Raw genomic sequence first — 6154 nt, 5'->3', positions numbered from 1 at the left:
AGTCAGTGTTGAGGAGAGCGCATGTCGGGCAACCCCTTTGACGACGAGTCGGCCAGCTTCTACGTGCTGGTCAACAGCGAGGAGCAGCACTCGCTATGGCCGACGTTCAAACAGGTTCCAGGTGGATGGACCGTCGTCTTCGGAGGTGACGGCCAGGCGGGCCGCCAGGAGTGCCTCGACTACGTCGAGGAGAACTGGACTGACATGCGCCCGAAGAGTCTGCAGCTGCGGATGGCAGCTGCGGTCGGCTCATCAGGGGCTGACGTCACATCGTAGGCACCGACGTGGACTCCTCGAACGGCGTGTCTTCCAACAGCACTGAGGCATCGCGCACGGGCGGCGCGATCCTGCGGCGGACCGTCACTCGCAATGCACGGCTGCTGACCCTCGGATCCCTGCTCATCTGTGCTCACCAGCTGTGCGAGGCCGCGGTCCCCGTGATGATCGGACTCGTCATCGGCCGGGCCGTAGAAACCCGCGACATGGGGCAGTTGGTGCTGTGGGTGGCGGCGCTGGCCGTGCTCTTCGTCGTCTTGACCACCTGCTATCAGAGCGGTGCTCGGTTCCTGATGCGTGCCATCGCAGGAGAGGGGCACCAACTGCGGGTCGATCTCGCGGTGAAGATCCTGCATCCGTGGCGGCTGCGGACGCCGCTGCGCAGCGGTGAATTGTTGTCCATCGCCAGCACCGACGCGGACAACACGTCGTATCTGCTCGACTACGTGCCGCGGATCGCGGGCGCCGTAACGGCAATCGTCGTGTGCGCCTGCGTGCTACTGACCATCGACGTACCACTGGGACTGGTAGTCCTGATCGGCACCCCATTGATCCTGTTCCTACTGCACTTCGGTGGGCCGGTCATCACCCGTCGAGTGGCCGACCAGCAGGAGCTCGCCGGGAAGGCGACCGCGATGTCGGCCGATCTGATCGCAGGCATGCGGCCCCTTCGTGGGATCGGCGCCGAGCACGCGGCTTCCAACCGCTACCGCGAGGTGAGTCAGCAGGCGCTGGCAGCCACCGTTCGGGCCACCCGTTCGCAGAGCGTCTACATCGGCTTCTCCAACGCGATGAGCGCGCTGCTGGCAGTCGGAGTGGCCGTCACCGCGGGCTGGTTCGCACTGCGCGGTGAGATCTCCATCGGCGGGCTCATCACGGTGATCGGGCTGGCCCAGTTCCTGCTCGAGCCGTTCAACACGATGGCCGAAGTACCCAGCTGGATCGCCGAGGCCCGAGCTTCTGCGGAACGCGTGGGCTGGGTCGAGGACGCGCCGGTGGCGCTGACTCCCGGTGCCACCGTTCTCGATTCGGGGCCGCACGGAATCGAACTGGACGACGTCCGTCACGGTCCGCTCGACGGCATCGCGTTGAAGGTCGACGCCGGGGGCATCGTCGGGCTCGTCGCCATTCGATCCGCCGACGCCGACGCCATCGTGAAGGTGCTGTCGGGACAGCTGACGCCCGACGAGTACACCGGGCAGGTCCGCGTCGGCGGGGTGAAACTCGAGGATCTCGATCTCAGTGAGTCGCATCGGGCCCTGCTGGTGGAGCCGCACAGGGCGGATCTGTTCACCGGGTCGCTTCGCTCGAATCTGAACGTCGGTGGCGCTGCCGGTGACCCGGCCGCCATCGACGATGCGCTGCGCTCCTCCTGCGCGATCGACGTCGTCGAGGTGCACGACGAAGGGCTTGAGCACGAGGTCGCCGAACGCGGAGCCAGCCTGTCCGGTGGGCAGCGCCAGCGACTGACGCTCGCACGTGCGCTGCTGCGCCGCGCTCCCGTGCTGGTGCTGCACGAGCCGACCACCGCGGTCGACGCAGTGACGGAAAGTGCAGTGGCGCAGGGTATCACCGAGATGCGGCACGGCGCCTCGCCGCGGAACTTCACGACGTTGGTTGTGACCTGCAGTCCGGCGTTGCTGGCGGCGACGGATCGCGTCGTGCTGGTCGACGCGGGCCGCGTCGTCGCATCGGGCTCGCACTCCGACCTGATGGAACGGCGTGACTACCAGGCAGCGGTGTTGCGATGAGCACGGCCGACGAAGGAGCGGCCGTGGACCGGCCCACCATCCTGCCCGTCGCCACCGGACGCCAGACGTGGCTGTGGTTGCGACACGAACTGCGCGCCAGAGGCGGTTCGGTCGCCTTGACCGTCGTCGTCGGTCTGATTGCGGCGGCCATGGCGGTGGTGCCGGTCTACGTGCTCGGCGTGCTCGTCGACCGGATCATCGACCGCTCGCCGCCATCGGTGATCGTCATGATCGGCATCGTCGTGACCTGCGCCGCCCTGATCGGTGCCGTCGCCAGCGGCATCTCCAACTACCTGATCGGGCGGCTCGGTGCGGTCGCGCTGGCGGACCTGCGGGAAGCCGGTGTCGAGCGGGCCTTGTCGTTACCGACGACCACGGTGGAGCGAGTTGGCCGCGGAGACTTGCTCTCCCGTGTCAGCACGGACGTCGCGACCATCGGCAAGGCGGTGTCGGAGGTCATTCCGACGATGTTCGCCTCGATACTGCTCGGCCTGCTGTCCTTGATCGCGATGCTGGGTCTGGACTGGCGTCTCGGACTAGCCGGGGCGGTCGCCGTTCCGTTCTACGTCATCGCGCTGCGCTGGTACCTTCCGCGGTCGGCGCCGCGCTACGCCGAGGAGCGGCGGGCCATCGGCGAGCGGTCGCAGGTGCTCATGGAGAGCATGATCGGCGCCGACACCGTGCATGCCTACGACATGCACGGCGCGCACCAGGGCGCCATCGAAGTCGCCTCGGCCAAGGTCCGCGACATCTCGATCGGCGTGTTCAGGCTCTTCACTCGCTTCGTCGGCCGCATCAACCGGGCCGAATTCATCGGCCTCTCAGTCATTCTGGTGACGGGATTCTGGTTGGTCAGACAGGGTGAGGTGTCGGTGGGGCAAACCACCGCCGCCGCCCTGCTCTTCCACCGACTGTTCAGCCCGATCAGCATGTTGCTCTTCACCTTCGACGAGGCGCAGGACGCGGGTGCGAGCCTGGCAAGACTGGTCGGCCTGGTCAGCCTGTCGGGTGGACCGGCGCCGCAGGAGCGGCAGACGTCGGCGGAGCCGCGCGACGCGTCGCTGGATCTGGAGGATCTGGACTTCAGCTACGACGGCGGACCATCGGTGGTCAACGGCGTCACCCTTCGCCTCGAACCGGGACAGCGAGTCGCCCTGGTGGGGTCGACCGGGGCGGGCAAGTCGACAGTGGCGGGCATCGCCGCTGGCGCGCTGACGCCGCGCCGGGGCCACGCGAGCATCGGCGGAGTCCCGCTGGCGGACATGTCCACCGAGCAGCGCCGCAGGCACGTCGCGATAGTCAGTCAGGAAGTGCACGTCTTCGCGGGTTCCCTGCTCGACGACCTGCGGTTGGCCAACCCGGGCGCGACGCAGGATCAGATGCTCGACGCGCTGCGTACGGTCGGGGCAGACGGGTGGGTGGCGGCGCTGGACGACGGCGTCGACACCGTCGTCGGCGAGGGTGGCCATCAGCTGACTTCGGCACAGGCGCAACAACTTGCGCTGGCCCGCCTGCTGCTCGCCGACCCGACGGTCGCCATCCTCGACGAAGCGACGGCCGAGGCGGGCAGCCAGGGCGCCCGAGAGCTGGAGCGGGCCGCCGCGGCGGCGACCGCGGGCCGAACGACACTCGTCATCGCGCATCGGCTCACCCAGGCCGCGACGGCAGATCGAGTGGTCGTGATGGCTGGCGGCCGCATCATCGAAGACGGCACGCACCAAGTCCTGGTCGCCGCGGGCGGCCGGTATGCCCAACTGTGGCGGGCTTGGACCGCCGACCATTCCTACGCGGAGCAATCGCAAACGTGACAACGACCGAGATCGACGACGGCCTGACGCCGAACGACCGCCTGAACCTGTTGCGGCGGTGGAACGATCAGAGCTGGCCCAGCACGACGACGACGGCTCCGGAGGCCTTCGCGCGGCAGGTCCGGCTGACCCCCGACGCCCTTGCGGTGGTCGCGGGTGACGTCAGGCTCACGTACGGCGAGCTGGCGAGCCGGGCCTACCAGCTGGCCAATCACCTGCGCGCCGAGGGCGTCGCCGGTGAAGAGATGGTCGCCATCGCCTTGCCGCGATCGGCCGAGATGGTCGTGGCGGTGATGGCCATCCTGGCCGCCGGGGGTGCGTTCGTCCCGGTCGATCCGCTGTGGCCAGAGGAACGACGACGCCAGGTACTCGCCGAAACCCGCTCCACGGCAACGCTCGTCGCACCCGGTGCCGTGATGCCGGGTGACCCGAATCCCGTCGAGGTCGACCTCGGCGCATGGGCCTTCGGCGACCGGGCGGCGAGCGCGCCACAGGCCGTCATCGACGGCAGCCAGCTGGCGTACGTCATCTTCACCTCGGGGTCCACCGGCAAGCCCAAGGGCGCGATGATCCGCCACGAGGCCATCAGCGAGAGGTTGACCTGGCAGGTCGAGCACATTCTCGGCTTCGGCGCCGGTGACGCGTCGTTGTTCAAGGCGCCGCTGTCCTTCGACATCTCGATCAACGAGATCCTGCTGCCACTGGTATCCGGCGGATACGTCGTCGTGGCCGACCCCGGCGGTGAGCGCGACCCGCAGTACCTGCTCGACCTGATCGCAGAAGAGAAGGTCACCTTCGTCTACCTGGTGTCGTCGATGCTCGACGTGCTCCTCGACCTCGCCGACGGGACCAGCCTGCTGTCCGGGCTGAAGCACGTCTGGTGTGGCGGCGAGGTTCTGACCCCGGCGCTGTTCGAGCGATTCCGATCCCAGCTGAGCACGACGCTCTATCACGGGTACGGACCGGCAGAGGCGACGATCGGCGTGTCCCACGTCATCTACCGCGCTCACGCCGAGCGGATCGAGACGTCGATCGGCCGACCGAATCCGCACACCCAGCTCTACGTTCTCGACGACGACCTGCATCCCGTACCGGTCGGTGTCGGCGGCGAGCTCTACGCCGCCGGGTTCCTGTTGGGCCGCGGCTACATTCACGCGCCCGGCTTGACCGGTTCGCGGTTCGTCGCGAATCCGTTCGACGACGACGGCTCGCGGATGTACCGCACCGGCGACCTCGCTCGGTGGACGGCGGACGGTGTCCTCGAGTTCCTGGGCCGAGCCGACAACCAAGTGAAGATCCGCGGTATGCGGGTCGAGCTCGAAGAGATCGAGGTGACCCTGGCCGCCCACCCGATGGTCCGCCATGCGGCAGTGATTCTGCGCAACGGCCCAGCAGGCGGTGCGCAGCTGACGGGTTACGTGGTGTCCAACGCCGATATCGCACCCGATGAGTTGCGCCTCTGGTGCGCGTCGCGACTTCCCGAGCACATGGTACCGAGCATGGTCCTGGTACTCGACGAATTCCCGGTCACTGCGAACGGGAAGATCGACCGTCGGGCGCTGCCCGCACCGTCGGCGCCGGTAGCAGATGAGTCACCGCGACCGACCGACCCGCTGGTGCAGTCCATCTGCGAGATCTTCGCGGACCTGCTCGGTGTCCCGAGCGTCGGCGCCGACGCCGACTTCTTCGCCCTCGGTGGCGACAGCATCGTGGCGATGGGTCTGATCAGCAGAGCCCGTAAGTTGGGGCTGCGACTGCGTCCCCGCGACGTCTTCAGCCTGCGCACGCCTGCCGCATTGGCGACCGCGGTGGCCGAATCCCGTTCCCCCTCACCCGCTACCGAGACAGTGGACCCGGTCGGCGAGATCGGCGTAACTCCGATTCTGGCCTGGCTGAACGACGTGGGCAACGGTATGGACGGGTTCTTCCAATCCGTCACGCTGCACACGCCGCCCGGGCTGACGATGGCGGCACTGACGGCGATGGTCGACGCCCTACTCGACTGTCACGACATCCTCCGGGCTCGTGTGAGCACCGTCGATCCGGCCGGTTTGACGGTGCCCGACAGCGGGCAGCCGGCCGCGGCCGACGTGCTGCGCCGGATCTCGCTCGACGGCGACGTCGATCGGATCACCGCCGAGCAGCGAGCACTGGCAGTGACGCGCCTCGATCCGCGCGCGGGCCGGATGTTCGACGTCGGGTGGCTCGATGCCGGCGCCGAAGAGCCCGGCCGTCTGATCCTGATGGTCCACCACGTCGTGGTCGACGGAGTGTCGCTGCGGCTGCTGTCCGACGATCTGCGTGCCGCGTGGTCCGACC

At 68.1% G+C, this 6154-nt stretch carries 4 protein-coding genes; all 4 read left to right on the top strand.

Features of this window, described 5'->3' with window-relative positions:
• The first annotated feature begins 21 nt into the window (after positions 1-21).
• The gene (locus tag ACRDUX_RS17175) at positions 22-276 is read left to right on the top strand and encodes an MbtH family protein (protein WP_526415224.1); all 255 of its coding nucleotides are present in this window, start codon (positions 22-24) and stop codon (positions 274-276) included.
• A gap of 26 nt (positions 277-302) precedes the next feature.
• Positions 303-2027 carry an ABC transporter ATP-binding protein gene (locus ACRDUX_RS17170; RefSeq protein ID WP_526415223.1) on the top strand — a complete coding sequence of 575 codons (1725 nt, stop codon included), beginning with the start codon at positions 303-305 and terminating at the stop codon, positions 2025-2027.
• Positions 2024-3835 (top strand): ABC transporter ATP-binding protein, encoded by a 1812-nt coding sequence (locus tag ACRDUX_RS17165; protein WP_526415222.1) that lies wholly within the window; start codon positions 2024-2026, stop codon positions 3833-3835. Before ACRDUX_RS17170 ends, ACRDUX_RS17165 begins: the two co-directional genes overlap by 4 nt.
• Positions 3832-6154 (top strand): amino acid adenylation domain-containing protein (locus ACRDUX_RS17160; protein ID WP_526415221.1); only part of this gene is annotated, 2323 nt, incomplete at its 3' end. The genes ACRDUX_RS17165 and ACRDUX_RS17160, both read left to right, overlap by 4 nt.

The sequence above is a fragment of the Mycobacterium sp. genome (assembly GCF_050701675.1).
Taxonomy (GTDB): domain Bacteria; phylum Actinomycetota; class Actinomycetes; order Mycobacteriales; family Mycobacteriaceae; genus Mycobacterium.
Note: the sequence above shows the minus strand (reverse complement) of the source record. Positions and strands in the feature narration are given on the sequence as shown.

What these genes read in the sequence shown, in the direction of transcription:
- ACRDUX_RS17165 (WP_526415222.1), top strand. Translation starts at nt 2,024, where the DNA reads ATGAGCACGGCCGACGAAGGAGCGGCCGTGGACCGGCCCACCATCCTG.
- ACRDUX_RS17175 (WP_526415224.1), top strand. Translation starts at nt 22, where the DNA reads ATGTCGGGCAACCCCTTTGACGACGAGTCGGCCAGCTTCTACGTGCTG.